We start from the raw sequence: 15,854 nt of genomic DNA on the forward strand, positions 1-15,854 counted from the left end.
AAACATTCTGTCCAATATGCGCTCCGATTCACCCATGACGATTCTGGTTGTTGAGGATGATGCTGTGCAGCAGCGGCTGCTCCGGTTCTTTCTGGAGCAGCAGGGCTACCAGGTCATCAGCGCGTCGAATGTTAGCGAGGCGCTGACGTGCATACAGCCTGGGCTGCCGGATGCCCTGCTGCTCGACGCCATGCTGCCCGATGGCTCGGGACTGGATGTGTGTCGGCAGATTCGCCAACTCGCGGAGGGCCAACCCCTGCCCATTCTGTTGTTGACGGCCTACGACATCGAGCCGGTCATTGTTGAAGCCTTTGAAGCTGGAGTTACTGACTTCATTCCCAAGCCGGTCAATCTCAGGCTGCTTGAACGCCGCTTGTACTATTTATTGCGCGCGGCGCGTCATGAAGCGGCACTCCGCGAACGTGAACAGCAGTATCGTACCCTCGTCAACGCCCTGCCCGATGTTGTTATTCGTGGCCGGCGGGATGGAACCGTCACGTACTTCAAGCCCAGCGAAACCTGTCCGGCGGAGATGTTCAACCTCGAAATCACACCTGACACCCGTTTGGCGGCGATTCTCCCGGCGGAAGGCGTCACCAGGATTGAGCCTGCACTGAACAACCTGACCGCTGAAACCCAACTCACGGTAGAGTACCGGGCCCAGTGCCAAGGTGTCTGGCGCGAGTTCGAGGCGCGGATCATTGCCGACGGCCCGGATGCATTTGTGGCCCTCATCCGGGATGTCACAGACCGCAAAACAACCGAGCGCCTGCGCGAAGACTTCACCGCCATGGTGGCCCACGACATCCGTTCGCCCCTGACGGCGATGCAGATGGCGCTGGAACTGCTCGAAGCCCGGGATGCCTGTGCAAACCAGAACCTGCAGGAAATCGTCTCCGTAGCCCGCCAGGGACTGAACAAGGTTCTGCAGCTTGCCAGTGACCTGCTGGAACTGTTCCGCGCCAATCAGACCGGCATGACCCTGCTCAAAGGCGTCGTCTTCCCCACCGTCCTGCTGAAACGCTGTGTGGGTGAAATCAGCTTGCAGGCGCAGGGCAAAAACATCGAGCTGACACTGGAAGCCCCGGAAGACCTGCCGCCCTTCGTCGGGGATGGCCCGAAGCTGGAGCGGGTCGTCTCCAACCTGCTCTCCAATGCCCTCAAGTTCACGCCGGAAGGCGGACGCATCACAGTCAGCGGCGCCGCCGACGGTGAATGGGTGGTCATCAGCGTGGCCGATACCGGCCCCGGTATCGCGCCAGAGGTACAGGCAACGATGTTCGAGCCTTACCGCCAAGGTGGGAAACACCACAGTTTGGGCGTCGGTCTCGGTCTGGCCATCGTCAAGCGTATTGTCACCGCCCACCGGGGACAGATTTCCGTTGAAAGCAGCGAGGGGCAGGGCACGACCTTCACTGTGCGCCTGCCCCTTCACCTCAACTAAGCCCTCCCTTAGAACTGAAACTTCAGCGCAAACTGGAACTGCCGGGGCGGGACGGCCGTCGCCACGGCCCGCCCAAAGGCCGGCGCTTCCAGAATCCTGATCGGCGTTGCAAAGTGGGTGCGGTTGAACAGGTTGAAGGCCTCAACCCGCAGCAGCAGGGCATACCGTTCGGCAAACACAAACCGCTTGGTCAGCGCCACATCCACCAGTGCCACGCCGGGCGCGCGGAACGTGTTGCGCCCGACGAGGCCCTCGCCTGGACCCGTAAAGTTGAAGGAAGTCAGGGTCAGCGGGTTGACGCCCGGCGCCAGTGCAATCTGCTGTGCGCCGCGCCGCCGGAGCACCAACCCCTGCGTCGTCGCCAGACGGTCAGTGCGGTTGCCGTCGCGGTTCGTGTCCAGCCCTGTGATCACCGTGAAGGGCTGCCCGGTCTGCAGGGTCACGATCCCTGACACCTGAAACCCACCCAGCCACGGGTTGGAGGCCAGCCAGGGCAGGTCATACTGCACGCCCGTCGTGAACCGGTGCCGGATGTCAAACGACGCGCTGCCCCGTTCAAGCCGTGTGATGCTGGGAACGTCAAGTTCGATCTGCGACCGGTTGGCGTTGCCGGCGGTGTCGAACAGTTCCGAAGTGCTGTCAATGGCATGCGCCCACGTATAGGCGGATTGGAATGTCAGCCCACGGGTGAACCGCTGCCGGACGCTGATCTGCAGGGCATGGTAGGTGGCGTCGGCATCGGTCGAAAAGCCCGAAATGGCTCCCGCTGCGCTGTCATTCCGCCGCTGCAGAACCTGTACTTGGTCAAAGGGACTGGTTGGCGTGGCCTGGAAGAAGTACAGCGGCGTGAGTGGCCCTCCGTTGGGCGTGCCGGGACGAATAATGTCGCTGCCAAACGTGCCGACGTAAGCTACGGAAGCCGTCAGTCGGTCGGCCAGCACCTGTTCCACCGACAGTGACACCTGGTGTACCCGCGCTACGCTCATATTCCGCCGTGGCAGCGTATAGGCCAGACTGAAGTTCTGGCGGTCGAACAAATCCCCCAGAAACAACGGGGGCGAACCAACGATAATAGGTGCTGCCGTTGAACTGGGACTGCCACTGCCGGGGATGGAGTCGGGCAGCGGAGGGACACGCGCCCCACACCGGCCGCTCCCCGGAGGACACAGGAGAATCGCCGGATTGGAACGCAGGATGTCGGGAAACACGATGCCGGACCGGAAGTTGGACTGCACGCTGTTGGGGAACAGATTACGGGACTGCCCGGTGATGGTGAGCGGGATGATGTCGTAGAACATTCCATACCCTGCCCGCACAGCCGTGCGCCCGTTGCCAGACACATCCCAGGCCAGGCTGGCCCGGCCGGCGAAGTTTCGGGGTGAGGAGTCGTAAATGCCCTCCCGCTCGTTGACAAACCCCCGGTAGTTGTTGAACGCAGCAAAAAAGGCTGCCGCGCGGGGCTGGTCAGCCGGTGCGACGGGAAAATCCTCTGGACGCACGGCCAGGCCACGGCGCAGCCGCTCATCGCCGGTGTCGGGAACGGTGTTGAGTTCATACCGCACCCCACCCCGGACGATGACCCGTGAGCCAAGGCGGACCGTCTCGTTGATGAAAAAGTTGTATTCGGTCGTCCGCAGCCCCAGGGTCGAGTTGGGATCGGTGACAAAGGTCTGTCCAATATCGGAAGGCAGCCCTAATCCCACGAAGTCCACCCCGCTGGCGTAGCGGAAGTTTCCGCCCGGCGGAATGACAATCCCCGGCGCGAAGCTGAGGTTCAGCCGGTAGTTGATGTCGGCAAAGCTGTTGGAGCGAATGAAGCGGATGTCGGCGCCGGCCTTGAGCGTTCCGCGTCCGTGGTTCCAGATGAAGGTATCGGCGACCTGAATCGTATTCGTCACCCGCCCCTGCGGAAAGATGCTGGGGTCCACGCCGATGCTGCTGTAGGGCAGCACATTCACCCGACCCAGCGGGCCGCTGCGCCCATCGGGAAGCCCATCGCCGGTCAAGTCCACCCCGATTGAGCGGGTCTGAAAGATGAACGGACTGCCAGGAATTTCGTCAAAGCCAAGCCGCTGCCGGCCGTACGACAACCGCATCTGGTTTGAAAACCGGTCGGAGATGCGGGTCGTGAAATCAAAGGCGACATTGTGGGTGCGCGTCCGGGAATCCACCCCGGAGTTGATGGCGTCCCCGACGTTCGGCAGCCGCCCCTGGTCGTCGCTGAGGTTGTAGCGCGCCGTAAACAGCGTCGGACGGTCAAACGGGCTGAACTGGTAGTCACTCCGAAATGAAAACAGCGTCGCCGCGCCGTTACCCGCCAGGAACTGCGTCAGGGTATTGACGCCGTGCGGGCCGCCCGGATTGTTGGGCAGGGGGTACAGATCGAGCAGATCGCGCCCCAGCAGGCTGGGAACGCGGCCGATGGCCAGCGCCGCCGCCCGCTCAGCGGCCGTCGGGACGGCAAAGTGTGTCGCCTGGGTGCGATTGACGCCAATCCGCTCAAACGCCGTGAAAAAGTGCCAGCGGTTTTGCCGGAAGGGGCCACCCAGCGTAGCCCCTGACTGGTGACGGGTGAAGGCCGGCTTGCCAATCCGTACCGAGCCGGCGCGAAAATCAAAGGCATCGCGCGCATTGAGCCGGACGTCGTTGAAAAACGAGTACACGTTGCCGTGAAACTCGTTCTCACCGGTACGCGAGACGACGTTGATCTGCCCGCCGCCGTTGCGCCCGCTTTCGGCATCGGCCAGCAGGGTGGTGATCTGAAATTCCCGGAGACTCTCAATGGGCTGGGGTGCCGTGGCGACGTAACCGCGCCGCCGCCCGCCCACGTCCTGGTCATTGTTGTCGGCGCCGTCAATGGTGAAGTTGTTGCCGCGCGCCCGAATGCCATTGACCACAAACTCCCCCCCACCCACATTGGGCCCGATGCCCGGCCCATTGACGCCAAAGAAGGAGGGTGGCGGCGCCACGCCTGGCGCCAGCAACGCGAAGGTGTCGAAGTTGCGGATGCCGCGCAGCGGCAGCGCCAGGATGAACTCGGCCGTGGCACTGCCGCGCAGGGCCGCATCGGCAATGTTGGCCTGGGTTGTCCCAGGTGTCGGCGCGGGCGGCTGGCCAGGCACCGTCGGTGACGGCGTCGGTGCAGGCGCAGGGGCGGTTGGTGGCTCCAGGATGATCGGGGGGGGCTGGATGATTTTCTCCCGGTTGACCTCGACGATGAAGTTCTCGATGGCGTTTTCCCGGAAGCCGTCGGCCTGGGCGCGAATGTCATACAGCCCCGGCAAAATCAGGTCGAAACGATAGACACCACGGGCGTCCGTCCGCGCTGTACGGGTCAGGCCGTTGACCTTGTTGAGAATACGGACGATGGCCCCGGGGACGGGCGTGGCGTCGCGCTGAATAACCGTGCCGAGAATGGTGCCGGTCGTCGTCTGCGCTTGGGCCTGCCACCCAACCCAGGGCGACAGTGCGTGCAGGAGAAGCCACAGCCCCAGGAACAGCCACGCAAGGCACCGCCGTTGTGAGCAAGTGATGAGGGAGTTCATGGAAATAGCCTCGGTTTGAAAAACAGGTTTTTTGTTTTCAGGGAAACTTTGGATGCCACTCAAGGGTGTTTTGGATGACGCAGGGAAATCAGACGGAAGCCCGGATGTGCTCATAAATGCACCCTATAGCGAATGCATCAGTCCAAGTCTTGTCAACTGTTTTCTTAGGTTCTGGGACTTGCGTATGATGCCCGGCATCCAGCCCCTCCGTCACGACTGGCCCAGGTTGTTCATTGTCCTGTCAACCGTCCAGTGCCTTGATTCCATTTGAAGGACCCTCACAATGACATTTGATGACAAAACACTCCCGGCTTCCCCCACGCACGTCCCGCCCGGACGAAAGACGTTGCGGCTGGGGCTGGCCTTGGTGCTGCTCGCTGGTGCTCCCCTGTTGTCACCGACGGCTTTGGCCGCTGTTGGCAAACCGGTTTCATCCGCATCACCCCAACAGGTTGAAGTTTTTGATGTGATGACGACAACACGCCTCGAGCGCATCCTTCGCTCGTTCACTGACGTGAAGTGGCGTGAACTGGACAACAACACCTACCTCATCGAGCTTACAGACGGTCTGAAGATGCGGCTTGTCAAACGCGACAAAAGCCTCCTGCTGGCCGCTGTCTGGGGCGGACAGCCCATGACGCTCAATCGCATCAATGAATGGAACCGCGTCAAGCGGTTTGCCAAAGCCTACCTCGACAACGACAACGATCCGGTACTCGAAAGCGACTACGAACTGACGGGCGGCGTGACGGAACAGAACGTCAAGGAATGGATGAAAACGTTCGTGTACTTCGCCAAGGAGTTTCAGAAGTACATGCGGGAGTAGGGGCCGGCATCAAACGCCGATCCCGGCGGGGACGGTATCAGCAGCCGGGAAGTCCTCGCTTCCCGGTTGTCCCTCCTGACGCACCGTGGTGGGTATTGCCACCATCCGGTGTGGCGGATAAGCTGACGCTTCTGTAATTTCGCCGTTGCGCCACATCCTGCTTTCACGCTGTCAGGGCAGTTTTACTCCAACTTTCGGAAAAGCCATGTATCACGTGTCGTTGCCGCGCCGCCTGTGGGCAGCAAGCTTCTTCCTCGGCGCGTTCTTCGGGCTGTTATGGCTGCCGGCCGACGCCGGGGGCAAAGCCACCGCACCAGCGGCCGCCCAGGTTTCCACTTCAGGTATCACACCCCATTTCCGCAACTGGCTTGTCGCCAACGGTTACGGAAGTTTTGATTTTGCCCGGGCCGACCTGGCCGGGGGCAGTTATGGCGGACGGCAGAATGATGCCGATACGGTCGTCAACCAGCCGGTCATCTTCATTCACGGCAACTCCGACAAAGCCGTGGGCACGGGCGTTCCGGGTCAAACCGGCTGGAACGCCTCGATTCAGTACTTTCTCTCGCAGGGCTACAAGACAAGTGAGCTGTATGCCACCACCTGGGGTCCGGCCAATGCCCTCTTTTCGGCGCAGCAGTACCACTCGCGCGAACACCTCACCCGGCTGCGTGCTTTCATCCAGGCGGTCAGGCAGTACACCGGAGCGGCCAAGGTGGACATCATCGCGCACTCGATGGGCGTGACGCTGGCCCGCAAGGCCATCAAGGGCGGCCCGGCTTCTGATGCGCTGGCCGGTGGGAGCTATAACCTCGGCCCAAGCCTGACTTCCATCGTGGACACCTTCGTGGGGATTGCCGGCGGCAACCAAGGGCTGGCCACCTGCTATCTCTCCGGCCCAACCACGCCGACCTGTGGCAACACGAATGGGTTTTATCCGGGCTACCTGCTGGGTGGGTTCGGGCCGTATGGCGTATCGGCTTTTCTCACCGAACTGAACTCCAGCACCGGTTACGAAGGGGCCTATCGCTACTCGATCTGGTCAAGTGTGGATGAGGTCATCGGCTATGGCTGTCTGGTGTATGGCCGCAACACCTGCCGCATTCCGGGCCAGACCGGCGAGCGCAGTTTTTCGTCGGCTCCGTATGGCCATTTCGGCTGTAAAGACCTGACGGCTTACTGGCAACTGCGGATGGTCAAGTTTCACGCGACAAGTTGAAACCGCGACCAGCGACACCGGACACCCGGCAAGCCGGCTCACCTTCGGCTTGCCTTTTGTTTTTGTCTTCGGCCACATTGGCACACCCTGACTCCAGCGTAGTTCACGGAATGCGATCTGGTCATGGCAGCACGCAAGCTTGAAGGCACGGCACAGGCCCTGCAAATCTTCATTGGTGACGACGACATGTGGGAAACCGAACCACTCTATCGGGTGCTCGTTCACCGTCTGCGCCTGGCCGGCGTGGCAGGAGTGACGGTGACGCGCGGCATTGCCGGTTTCGGACTGAGTGGGCAAATCCGGGCGGCCGACCGGCTCGGCGGCGCAACCGACCTCCCGTTGGTGGTGACAGTGATTGACATACCGGAGCGGATTGCCAGTCTGCTTCCCCTCATAGACGAGTTGGTCGAGGATGGCCTGGTCATCCGGTTCGATGTTGAAATTCTCCGCCATCAGGACACCAACTAACCGGAAGCGTCCTGGAGCGTGGGCGTCCCGCCTGCCGGGATCGCCGGAAGCGTCAGCGTAACCTGAAAGCCATCCGGGAGATTCTCAGCCCGGATTTGCCCGCCGTGCAGCGCCGCCGCGCGCGCGGCAATGGCCAGCCCCAGACCGACGCCTCCGCTGGCCCGGTCACGGGCGGTTTCGACCCGGTAGAAAGGCTTGAAAATGTCCTCCAGCGCCTCCGGTGGGACGCCTTTGCCGTAGTCCCGAACCGTGATGTGAAGCCGGTCGGGAACAGCCCTGACCTCGACTTCGACACAGGATGACGGTGGCGTGTGGCGTACGGCATTGCGCATGATGTTTTCCAGGGCACGGCGCAGGAGTTCGGCATCGCCGAGAATGGGCCGGTGGGCGTCATCGGTCAGAATGCGGCACTGCACGGTCCGGTCAGCGGCCTGGGCTTCAAAATCCACGTCCGTAGCCACCTGCTGGGTCAGCGCCGCCACATCCAGCCACTGGGTCGCATCCAGGGACGCCGTGCTTTCCAGCCGCGACAGCGCCAGCAGTTGCCCGACGAGTTCATCCAGCCGCTCGGACTCCCGCTCGATACGTGCCAGGTGCAACTGGGCTTCAGGGCCGGCCTTGCGTTGGGCGAGTTCAAGCGCCAGCCGCAGGCGTGCCAGCGGTGAGCGCAGTTCGTGTGAAATATCCCCGAAAAGCCGGCGCTGGGCTGTTACCAGGGCTTCAATGCGTTCAGCCATCGCGTCGAAGTCGCGCGCCAGACCGCCAATTTCATCCGTCAGCCGCCCCAGCCGCGCTCCGGTACGGGCCGTCAGATCGCCGGCCGCCAGCCGTTGGGCCGCCTGGCGCAGGCGGCCGATGGGACGGGTCAGATACCAGGCCAGCCCGTAGCAGACGATGCCACTTCCCAGCACAAGGACAGACAGGCGGATAACGCGCGCCCGCGTCCAGAAGGGCGGCATGGGGAGCAGATTCCGGTCAAACACGGTCGCCAGCAGGTAGCGCCGGCCGCTGGCACCTTCCACTGTCCGCAGCAGGAAGGTTCGGCTTTCCACGATGGCAAATTCCTCGCGGCGCTTGCCGTCAGGACTCATCGGCCACGCTGGCGGCATCGTACCCACAAGCGGCTGTCCCTGTTCATCGAGCAGTGCGGCTTGCAACTTGGACGTTTCCATCACCCGCCGGAAGTAACCGGCAACGGCTTCCGGCCCCTGTTGTTCGTAGAGCAGCACGGCCGTTTCGGCATACAGGGTTGTCGCGGCGGTCAGGGTCCGGCGGCCAGGCCAGACGACATCGGAAGCCGTCAGGGAGCTGACCGCCGTGACCAGAACCGTCAGCCCGGCCATCGCCAGCCAGAACCACAGGAAAATCTTGATGAACAGGGTGCGCATAATGAAGCGCTAGGCAGAAGACGCAGGCGTTCCCGCCGGTGGACATACGGCATACAGATACCCGACGCCACGGACGGACTTGATGCGCTCGCTGCCATCGGCGTGGGGGCCGAGTTTCTTGCGCAGGTTGCTGATGTGCATATCCACGCTGCGGTCGAGCGGATGAAACGACCTTCCCAGCGCCCGCAGCGAAAGATCATCGCGCGAGACAATCTGGCCGGCGTGTTGCAACAACACCGTCAGCAGGTCAAACTCAACCGAGGTTATAGGTATCACCTGTCCCTGCTTGCGGACGCTGCGGGAACCAAAGTCCAGTTCGACATCCCCGACAACCAGTTTTTCAGCCAGCAACTCCGGTTTGGTCCGCCGCAGAATGGCCCGGATGCGCGCCAGCAGTTCACGGGGATTGAAAGGTTTGGAAAGATAGTCGTCCGCACCGATTTCGAGGCCCACGATGCGGTCCACATCGTCGCCGCGCGCCGTCAGCATCAGGGTTGGCACGTGCGACACGGACCGAATCCGCTTAAGCGTCTCGAAACCATCCAGCCGGGGAAGCATCACGTCAAGAATGATGAGCGCATACGGTTCGCTCGTCGCCCGCCTCACTCCCGACTCGCCATCGTGAACGACTTCGACGGCAAACCCTTCAGCCGTCAGGTACTCCACCACGAGTTCACAGAGTTCGGTGTCATCATCAATGACAAGCAGGCGTTCCATGACGAGTACCGCCCTGGTTTACCCCCTGGCCGCCTGTTCCGTCGCCTGCAACGGATAGCCTGCCGCCAGACGCGCGCGGACCAACCCGGCCAGACCACGGATGAAAGCGCGGTGGCAGTTGAGTGCCGGAACACGGCGGAAATGGGGAATGCCGACCTCCTGGGCCAGCGCCTGGTACTGGATGTCGAGTTCGTACAGTGTTTCGATGTGCTCGGAAACAAAGCTGATGGGAACAGTCAACACCTGTTCGTGGCCTTCGCCTGCCAGCCGCCGCAGGGTGTCTTCCGTGGAGGGTTCCAGCCAACGTACCGGGCCGACCTTGCTCTGAAAGGAGAGCCGATGTGGCGGCCGCGTCCCAAGCCGCCGCTCAAGCGCCGTCATGACGGCGGCAATGGTCCGCTCGTGGTGCCGCAGGTAGGGATCGCCCCGCTCAACATACTTGGTCGGAATGCTGTGCGCGCTGAACAACAACTGAATCGCTTCCGGGCGCGGGTCGGGAAACCGGCGCATTTCTTCCGCGATGAGATCGGTCAGCGCCGCAATGTAGCCCGGCTCGGTCTCATAATGTGTCACGTAGCTGCGCCGCATCTCCCGGACGCCACCGTGCTGGTCAAAGCAGCGAATGAGCTTTTTGGCAGCCGCTCCCGTGGTGGTCACGGAAAAATGGGGAAACAGGGGCAGCACAACGAGGTGCGTGATGCGGTCCTGGAGCACCTGCTGAAACGTGCTTTCAATCAACGGATGCCAGCACACCATCCCGACATACACGCGCGCCTGAACCCCCTGGCAGGCCAGTTCATCCTGCAACGCCGCAGCCTGCTCAGTGGTGATACGCCGCTGTGGCGAGCCACCGCCAATTTTCTCATACAACCGCCGGGATTTGCCCCGGCGCAGCCGGGCAATCAACCAGCCAAACGGCCGCTGGAGCGCAGGAATGGGCAGACGGATGATGGAAGGGTCAGAAAAGAGATTCCGCAGAAAGGGCTCAACATCGGCCAGCTTTTCCGGCCCGCCCAGGTTGAGCAGCAAAACACCCAGGCGCACAGGTTGGGGACGCTTGAAAGGTCGAATGTTCATTGGTGATGAATTCCCGGAGAAATCAACGCAGGCAGCCGCGGGGGTAGGGCACGAGGGACTATACGCAACTCGCCGGAGCGCGCCAAGTCACCCGTGCGTGAGAAAGTTTACCGAAAAAACGCCGTAAAGCCCTGCACTTTAGGGCAGGGATATAAGGCGCACGCTGTTTTATCAAGCCAAACCTGTGATAAAATAGCAGTATGAGAGTCATGGAAGCCAAGCTACTCAACGGGACAGCAGAGCAGTATCAGGCTCTGGATGAAGCCATCCGTACCGCACAGTTTGTCAGAAACAAATGTGTGCGGTACTGGATGGACAACAAGAGCGTCAACAAAGCTGTTCTCTATGCCCACTGCAAAGACCTGGCCAAAGAGTTTGACTTTGCCAGGAAGTTAAACTCAGCGGCAAGGCAGGCAAGTGCAGAGCGAGCTTGGGCTTCCATTTCCCGGTTCCATACCAACTGCAGAAACAAGGCGGTCAGGAAAGGGTATCCCAAGTTCAAGAAGCATTGCCGTTCTGTGGAATACAAGGTATCTGGCTGGAAGCTGTCAGGGGATGGGATGACTATCTCGTTCACCGATGGCTTCAATGCTGGTGCTTTTGCTCTGTACTGCAATGGTGAGGCAAGACACCATATCCTAAACTCCAAAATCAATCGGGTGCGGGTGATACGCAGGGCAGATGGGTACTATGCTCAGTTCTGCCTGGATGTGGAGCGCAAAGAGCAGGGAGCATACACAGGCAATGTGATTGGCATTGACTTGGGCTTGAAGGCTTTCTACACCGACCAGAACGGCAACCCTGTAGAGTATCCTAAGTTTTTGAGGCGTAGTGAAAGGAGGTTAAAGCAACACCAGCGCAGATTAAGTCGGAAGTTCAAGAAGAGGGCAAAATCCCAATCCAAGAACTACCACAAGCAAAGAAAGCGACTGGGCAAAGTGCATCTGAAAGTCCAACGCCAGCGTAAAGACTGGGCAATTAAGCAGGCACGGTGCGTGGTGGCATCTCACGATGTCGTGGCGTATGAAGACTTGCAGGTGAAGAACCTGGTCAAAAATCATCATCTTGCCAAATCCATTCATGATGCTGGCTGGTCTCAATTCACTGCGTGGCTGGACTACTACGGCAAGGTGTGGGACAAGGCAGTCGTCAGCGTACCGCCGCAGTACACCACACAGGACTGTAGTCACTGTGGGCATAGGGTAGTAAAAACCCTATCCACCAGAACCCATAGTTGTCCTCAATGTGGATTTGAATCAGACAGAGACCAGAATGCGGCTTTGAACATCCTCAAGAAGGGACTAAGCATCTTGGGAATGGAGTGGCAAAACAGTACCTTTGGGCAAAAGGGAACTGCCTCGAAAGAGGGAACGCTTGGGGAGAGATGCACCGCTGCTTTAGAGGGGCAACCTGATGAAGTAAGTGCGCTCGCAGAACCAAGAACAAGAATCCCCTGCCTTTAGGCAGGGGAGTATGTCAAACACTTTGGTACTTGTTCGCACGCCGGCCGATAATACCCAGGCGCCCCCGGCTTTACAGATGCGTTACAGGCGCGGGCTGGCGTAGGTCATCACCAGATAGGCCAATGTTTCTTCAGCGCCCGGATTGGCATAGACGTGCGGTACATCAGCCCGAAAATAGATGGCATCGCCGGGCAGAAGATGGATCGTCTCGCGGTCGCCAATCGTCAGCGCCAGGCAGCCCTGCTGCACGACCAGGTTTTCGTACGTGCCGTCGGCATGCGGCTCGGCCACTTCGACGCACCCCACACTCAGCCGCAGTTCATAAAACTCGGCCCGCCGCTCGCGGTCAAAGGGAAAGAGGGCGCGGCTCTCAAAGCGTCCATCCTGGGAACGCAGCACCTTGGCGGCAGCGCGCGGCAACACCACCACAGCCTGCTCCGGCTCATCGCCCAGCAGATCGGCAAAGCGCACGCCCAACCCACGGGCAATCTTCCACAGGACGGCAATCGTCGGCGCGCTTTCGCCTGCCTCGATCTGCCCCAGCATGGCCCGGCTCACCCCGGACTGCGCCGCCAGCCGCTCCAGGCTCAACCCACGTTGCCGGCGGAGCAGTTCGAGATTGCTCCCCACCCGCCGCTTCAGCTCAAGCGCTTCGGAGGCCGTAACCTTTTCATGGTCAGATACTTTTGACCTCGGTTTCACGACTCATCACCCACCTGTGAACGAGCTGTCCGCCACTCGGTCGAAGCCAGGCAGATATTGTTGACGAAAAAGTAAAGTATTCGGTAAGGTGGATGGCACTGGAATCCGACCGAGGGAAAGCCCCGGATCATGAAGTAGAGTTTCACACCGATGCGAATTACGGCGCAAGAAGAATATGGACTTCGCTGCCTCATCCAGCTTGCCCGCCAACCCGAGGGACAAGGGCTGACCCTCAAGCAGATTGGCGAGCGGGAAGGGATTTCCACGGCCAATGCCGGCAAGATTCTCTGGCTGCTGAGCAACGCCGGTATTGTGAAGTCGGCGCGCGGGATCAAGGGCGGCTACATGCTGGCCCGTCCGGCCGACCAGATCACGGTCAGCGAAGTCATCAGTGTTTTCGAGCATGCCGATCTGGAAGAACATTGCAAGAACTTTTCAGGCATTCAGGAAGTCTGCGTCCACAACACAGACTGCGGCATCCGTCCGGTGCTGCAGATACTCAATGAGACCGTCAAGCAGGTTCTCAGCCGGATTACCCTCGCCCAGCTCGTCCACCACGAATGTGAAGTGAGTGAACGGCTGTTTCAAATCCAGCGCCCGGCACGCTCTTCAGCGGCGATGTCCGTCTGACCGCCAGCGATTGGGCATCGGTGCGGGCCGTCCCCCGGCACACACACACTTGGTCAACCACGAGGAAGGAATATCGTCATGAGCGCGCTTGCTGCCACCCTGGCCACACAGGAATACAAATACGGTTTTACAACCGACATCGAATCCGATGTTGCCCCGCGTGGCCTCAATGAAGACATTATCCGGCTGATTTCGGCCAAGAAAGAAGAGCCGGCCTTTATGCTGGAGTTCCGGCTCAAAGCCTACCGGCAGTGGCTGAAGATGACGGAGCCAACCTGGCAGAACGTGACGTATCCGCCCATTGATTATCAGGACATCATCTACTACTCGGCGCCGAAGCCAAAGAAGAAGCTCAACAGCCTCGACGAAGTTGACCCAGAGCTGCTCGCCACCTTTGAAAAGCTCGGCATTCCCCTGCACGAGCAGAAAATGCTCGCCAATGTGGCCGTGGATGCCATCTTCGACAGCGTTTCGGTGGCCACAACCTACAAGGAAAAACTCCGCGAGCACGGCGTCATCTTCTGTTCCTTTTCAGAAGCCGTGAAGGAACACCCGGAACTCGTCCAGCGGTATCTCGGCACGGTCGTGCCCATCACCGACAACTACTTCGCGGCGCTCAACTCGGCGGTGTTCAGCGACGGTTCCTTTGTCTTCGTGCCCAGGGGCGTCCAGTGCCCGATGGAGCTGTCGAGCTACTTCCGCATCAACAACGCGGAATCGGGACAGTTCGAGCGGACGCTGATTATTTGTGAAGAAGGAGCATCGGTTTCCTATCTCGAAGGCTGCACCGCTCCCAAATACGACAAAAACCAGTTGCATGCCGCAGTTGTTGAACTCATTGCGCTGGAGGATGCCGAGATTAAGTACTCCACCGTCCAGAACTGGTATGCCGGAGACGAAGAAGGGCGCGGCGGCATTTACAACTTTGTCACCAAGCGCGGCAAATGCCTGGGACGCAACTCGAAAATATCCTGGACGCAGGTTGAAACCGGCTCGGCCATCACCTGGAAGTACCCGAGCTGTGTGCTCATCGGCGACAACTCAGTGGGCGAGTTTTACTCCGTGGCACTGACCAACCACCGCCAGCAGGCCGATACCGGAACGAAAATGATCCACATTGGCAAAAACACGCGGTCGCGCATTGTGTCGAAGGGTATCTCTGCCGGGCGGTCGAACAACAGCTACCGGGGGCTGGTCAAAATCCTGCCCAGCGCTGAAAACGCCCGCAATTACACCCAGTGCGACTCGATGCTCATCGGTCACGACTGTGGCGCAAACACTTTTCCCTACATTGAAGTGCAGAACCACACCGCCCGCGTCGAGCACGAAGCCACGACTTCCAAAATCAGCGAAGAGCAAATCTTCTACTTCATGCAGCGCGGCATCCCGCAGGAAGACGCCATTTCGATGATCATCAGCGGCTTCTGCAAGGAAGTCATCCGGGAACTGCCCATGGAGTTTGCCGTCGAAGCCCAGCGGCTGCTCGGCCTCAAGCTCGAAAACTCCGTTGGTTAGACACAACGCGCGCCATTTTTGACAGCCAGGGCGCAAGACACAGGGCAAGGTACAGAAAGGGATACGGCAGTGAAAGAAGCCCCAATCATACTTGACATCAAAAACCTCCACGCGGTCGTTGAAGACCGTCCCATTCTGCGTGGGGTCAACCTCACGGTGCGGGCCGGCGAAATTCGCGCCATCATGGGCCCCAACGGTTCAGGCAAAAGCACGCTGTCCAAGGTACTGGCCGGGCATCCCGATTACAAGGTCACGGCCGGTGAAGTCCTGTACTTCGGGAAAAACCTGCTCGAACTTGAACCGGATGAGCGCGCACGCGAAGGGGTTTTTCTGGCGTTTCAATATCCGATGGAAATCCCCGGCGTCAGCAACGCCACCTTTCTGCGCGCGGCCTACAACCAGCTCCGCAAGCACCGTGGCGAAGAAGAACTCGACCCGCTGGAGTTCGACGATCTGCTTCAGGAAAAGATCAAAATCGTGGAGATGGACCGCACTTTCATCGAACGGTCCGTCAACGAGGGCTTTTCGGGCGGCGAGAAAAAGCGCAATGAAATCCTGCAGATGGCCATTCTGGAGCCAAAGCTGGCTGTGCTCGATGAAACCGATTCCGGGCTGGACATTGACGCACTGCGTATCGTGGCCAATGGCGTCAACCGGCTCCATACCGACGACAACGCCATCATCCTTGTGACGCACTACCAGCGGCTGCTGGATTACATCCAGCCGGATTTTGTCCACGTCCTGCTCGACGGGCGCATCGTCAAATCCGGCGGCAAGGAACTGGCGCTGGAACTGGAGCAGCGCGGCTACGACTGGATTCGGGAAGAAGTCGAAGCCAAAGCGGCCGGAGTGGGGGCCTGACC

Annotated in this window: 13 protein-coding genes; 8 read left to right on the forward strand and 5 right to left on the reverse strand. The window is 60.2% G+C overall.

All coding sequences use genetic code 11. The features are described from left to right. Nucleotides 1-34: 34 nt before the first annotated feature. Nucleotides 35-1,444, forward strand: a complete 1,410-nt coding sequence (locus tag CABTHER_RS13060; RefSeq protein WP_014101137.1) for a hybrid sensor histidine kinase/response regulator — start codon at nucleotides 35-37, stop codon at nucleotides 1,442-1,444. Between the two features lie 8 nt (nucleotides 1,445-1,452). Here the strand turns inward: CABTHER_RS13060 and CABTHER_RS13065 are convergent, their stop codons facing one another. After that, nucleotides 1,453-4,989: a TonB-dependent receptor gene (locus CABTHER_RS13065; RefSeq protein ID WP_014101138.1), complete on the reverse strand. Its 3,537-nt coding sequence runs from the start codon at nucleotides 4,987-4,989 to the stop codon at nucleotides 1,453-1,455. A gap of 283 nt (nucleotides 4,990-5,272) precedes the next feature. On the opposite strand from CABTHER_RS13065, the gene CABTHER_RS16180 reads away from it, so the two are divergent. From CABTHER_RS16180 to CABTHER_RS13085, 3 genes are all read left to right on the forward strand, one after another. Further along, nucleotides 5,273-5,815, forward strand: coding sequence for a YbjN domain-containing protein (locus CABTHER_RS16180; RefSeq protein WP_014101139.1), 543 nt, complete (start codon nucleotides 5,273-5,275; stop codon nucleotides 5,813-5,815). 205 nt (nucleotides 5,816-6,020) lie between these two features. After that, on the forward strand, nucleotides 6,021-7,031 hold the full coding sequence (locus tag CABTHER_RS13080; RefSeq protein ID WP_014101140.1) for a lipase family protein: 1,011 nt from the start codon (nucleotides 6,021-6,023) through the stop codon (nucleotides 7,029-7,031). A 123-nt stretch (nucleotides 7,032-7,154) separates the two neighbouring features. Beyond that, the gene (locus tag CABTHER_RS13085) at nucleotides 7,155-7,499 is read left to right on the forward strand and encodes a DUF190 domain-containing protein (RefSeq protein WP_014101141.1); all 345 of its coding nucleotides are present in this window, start codon (nucleotides 7,155-7,157) and stop codon (nucleotides 7,497-7,499) included. On the opposite strand, the gene CABTHER_RS13090 is transcribed toward CABTHER_RS13085, so the two are convergent. Genes CABTHER_RS13090 through hemH form a run of 3 tightly spaced genes read right to left on the reverse strand, consistent with a single transcriptional unit; the run spans nucleotide 7,496 to nucleotide 10,681 of the window. Further along, complete coding sequence (locus tag CABTHER_RS13090; RefSeq protein WP_014101142.1) at nucleotides 7,496-8,887, reverse strand: ATP-binding protein; 1,392 nt, start codon at nucleotides 8,885-8,887, stop codon at nucleotides 7,496-7,498. The genes CABTHER_RS13085 and CABTHER_RS13090 overlap by 4 nt on opposite strands. Nucleotides 8,888-8,896: 9 nt before the next feature. Continuing rightward, nucleotides 8,897-9,604, reverse strand: coding sequence for a response regulator transcription factor (locus CABTHER_RS13095; RefSeq protein ID WP_014101143.1), 708 nt, complete (start codon nucleotides 9,602-9,604; stop codon nucleotides 8,897-8,899). Between the two features lie 18 nt (nucleotides 9,605-9,622). Further along, a complete protein-coding gene (gene hemH, locus CABTHER_RS13100; RefSeq protein WP_014101144.1) occupies nucleotides 9,623-10,681 on the reverse strand; it encodes a ferrochelatase in 1,059 nt (352 codons plus the stop codon). Nucleotides 10,682-10,881: 200 nt separating this feature from the next. Here hemH and CABTHER_RS13105 point away from each other — a divergent pair, with 200 nt between their 5' ends. After that, nucleotides 10,882-12,144 (forward strand): RNA-guided endonuclease InsQ/TnpB family protein, encoded by a 1,263-nt coding sequence (locus CABTHER_RS13105; RefSeq protein WP_014101145.1) that lies wholly within the window; start codon nucleotides 10,882-10,884, stop codon nucleotides 12,142-12,144. Between the two features lie 81 nt (nucleotides 12,145-12,225). On the opposite strand, the gene CABTHER_RS13110 is transcribed toward CABTHER_RS13105, so the two are convergent. Continuing rightward, nucleotides 12,226-12,846, reverse strand: coding sequence for a helix-turn-helix domain-containing protein (locus CABTHER_RS13110; RefSeq protein ID WP_014101146.1), 621 nt, complete (start codon nucleotides 12,844-12,846; stop codon nucleotides 12,226-12,228). A 150-nt stretch (nucleotides 12,847-12,996) separates the two neighbouring features. Here CABTHER_RS13110 and CABTHER_RS13115 point away from each other — a divergent pair, with 150 nt between their 5' ends. The 3 genes from CABTHER_RS13115 to sufC all read left to right on the forward strand — a co-directional run bounded on the left by CABTHER_RS13115 (nucleotide 12,997) and on the right by sufC (nucleotide 15,852). Next, a complete protein-coding gene (locus CABTHER_RS13115) occupies nucleotides 12,997-13,476 on the forward strand; it encodes an RrF2 family transcriptional regulator (protein WP_014101147.1) in 480 nt (159 codons plus the stop codon). Between the two features lie 78 nt (nucleotides 13,477-13,554). After that, nucleotides 13,555-14,991, forward strand: a complete 1,437-nt coding sequence (gene sufB, locus CABTHER_RS13120; RefSeq protein ID WP_014101148.1) for a Fe-S cluster assembly protein SufB — start codon at nucleotides 13,555-13,557, stop codon at nucleotides 14,989-14,991. Nucleotides 14,992-15,060: 69 nt separating this feature from the next. Next, a complete protein-coding gene (gene sufC / locus CABTHER_RS13125; RefSeq protein WP_014101149.1) occupies nucleotides 15,061-15,852 on the forward strand; it encodes a Fe-S cluster assembly ATPase SufC in 792 nt (263 codons plus the stop codon). The last annotated feature ends 2 nt before the right edge of the window (nucleotides 15,853-15,854 follow it).

The organism is Chloracidobacterium thermophilum B, assembly GCF_000226295.1.
Classification (GTDB): Bacteria; Acidobacteriota; Blastocatellia; order Chloracidobacteriales; family Chloracidobacteriaceae; genus Chloracidobacterium; species Chloracidobacterium thermophilum.